Source organism: Thomasclavelia sp. (assembly GCF_047249845.1).
Taxonomy (GTDB): domain Bacteria; phylum Bacillota_I; class Bacilli_A; order Erysipelotrichales; family Coprobacillaceae; genus Thomasclavelia.
Genome location: NZ_JBKTWO010000141.1, coordinates 1 through 2,090 on the forward strand (window position 1 = coordinate 1; position 2,090 = coordinate 2,090).

The 2,090-nt window shown below is 27.3% G+C and carries 2 protein-coding genes; both read left to right on the forward strand.

The window, feature by feature from the left end; genetic code table 11:
* Positions 1-1,288 (forward strand): histidine kinase (locus ACLR9T_RS14080; protein ID WP_413110108.1); only part of this gene is annotated, 1,288 nt, incomplete at its 5' end.
* On the forward strand, positions 1,281-1,955 hold the full coding sequence (locus ACLR9T_RS14085; protein ID WP_413110109.1) for a response regulator: 675 nt from the start codon (positions 1,281-1,283) through the stop codon (positions 1,953-1,955). The genes ACLR9T_RS14080 and ACLR9T_RS14085, both read left to right, overlap by 8 nt.
* The last annotated feature ends 135 nt before the right edge of the window (positions 1,956-2,090 follow it).

Consider the following 2,090-nt stretch of genomic DNA (forward strand, 5'->3'; position numbering starts at 1 on the left):
GTCTTTATTGTCAGTTAGATATTTAATGATTTTATTGAATTTAATAATTGTTATATTTTATGGATTTGTTTTTTTATTTACAACAAAATATATAATTACAAATCAATTATCAAGAAATTTTTTAGATACTGTTAATAGTATACCAAGAAATCCTCTTTTTGTGCTTTTAGTTTCAATTTTATTATACCTAGTACTTGTTTTTATGATTTATTATCACAATGAAAACAAAATTATAAATAATAAATTTCATATTTTTTATAATGTTTTGGAATTAGTTATTTGCTTTGTTATAATTTATTTGTTGAATATGAGTTATAATGGAATTATTTTATTGGTATTTAGTGACTGTATTTATCATTTTAAAAATGAAAAAACAAAATGGTTTTTATTAGCATTAGTAATAATATATTTAATTTCTAATTATGATATTTTTTCGATGTTTATTTCTATCCCTAATCCTCAGGCTTATTTTGAAGCTTGTGAAGCTTCAATGACAGGTATGTTAATGGTAAGCAAAAATTTGTTAGAGACATTAAATATATTATTATTTGTTGCCTCTACGGTATTATATATTGCTGATCAAATTCAGGAAAATGAAAATATTTCTCAAGAATTAGATATGATTAATCAAGTAAATCAGGAATTACAAAATTATGCAGCTATTACTGAAAAGATTGGTGAAAATAATGAAAGAAAGAGACTTGCACGTGAAATTCATGATACTTTAGGGCATGCACTAACAGGGATTGCGGCTGGAATTGACGCATGTATAGCAATGATTGATATTAATCCTCAAACAACCAAACAGCAACTACAACTTGTTTCAAAAGTTGTTCGCCAAGGAATTAGTGATGTTCGTAATTCCCTAAATAAATTACGTCCAGGTGCTTTAGAAGCCAATAGTTTTAAGGGAGCTATTGAAACAATGATTGATGAATTCACAAATTTGAGTGATTTAGTAATTAATTTACATTATCAAATTGATAAACTTGATTTAGAAAATACTACTGAAGATATATTATTTCGAATAATTCAAGAAAGTATAACTAATGCAATGCGCCATGGAAGAGCAAAATGCATTGATATTGAAATTTTTGAATATGAAAATTTATTGTATTTAAAAATAAAAGATGATGGGATTGGCTGTAAAGAAATTCATTATGGATTTGGTTTAAAGCAAATGCAAGAAAGAGTAGCAATTATTAATGGCGAAGTTATATATGTTGGACATGATGGTTTTTTAACAGAAGTTAAAATCCCAATAGGAAGAGGTGAAAGATATGATTAAAGTTGTTATAGCAGATGACCAGGAATTGATAAGAGAATCGTTAAAAATTGTTTTAGGTACCCATGAAGATATTCAAGTTGTTAATATTGCTGCTGATGGATTAGAAGTTTTAGATATTTTAAAAAGGGAATCAGTTGATGTGATTTTAATGGATATTCGTATGCCACGTATGGATGGGGTAGTTTGTACTAAAGCGATTAAAGAACAGTATCCTAATACTAAAATTATTATTTTGACAACTTTTGATGATGATGATTTTGTGTTTAGTGCTTTGAAGTATGGTGCAAGTGGTTATTTATTGAAAGGTGTGGGCATGTATGAGCTATATCAATCAATTTTAACAGTTTACCGTGGAGGTGGAATGATAAATCCTGATATTGCTACCAAAGTTTTTGGGATGTTTTCTAAAATGTCACAAAATAATTATTCTATTCAAGTTGATGAAACAAATATTGATCAAATTAGTAAACCAGAATGGAAAGTTATACAGCAAGTTGGTTATGGTTTTTCAAATAAAGAAATTGCCCAAAAATTATATTTATCTGAAGGAACAGTTAGAAATTATTTAAGTTCAATTCTTTCTAAATTAAATTTAAGAGATCGTACACAATTAGCGATTTGGGCTGTACAAACTGGGCAAACAACTAAGAGGGTTGATGATGAATAAAAAAATAATTGGTTTATTTATTTTAGCGGTTTGTATAGCTATGGCAATTATTTATCAACCGGAAAAGATTACTATAAAATTGGGTGTTTTTTCTGGTAGTAACTGGGATGTTCCTAGTGGTGAAAGTAATCAAAT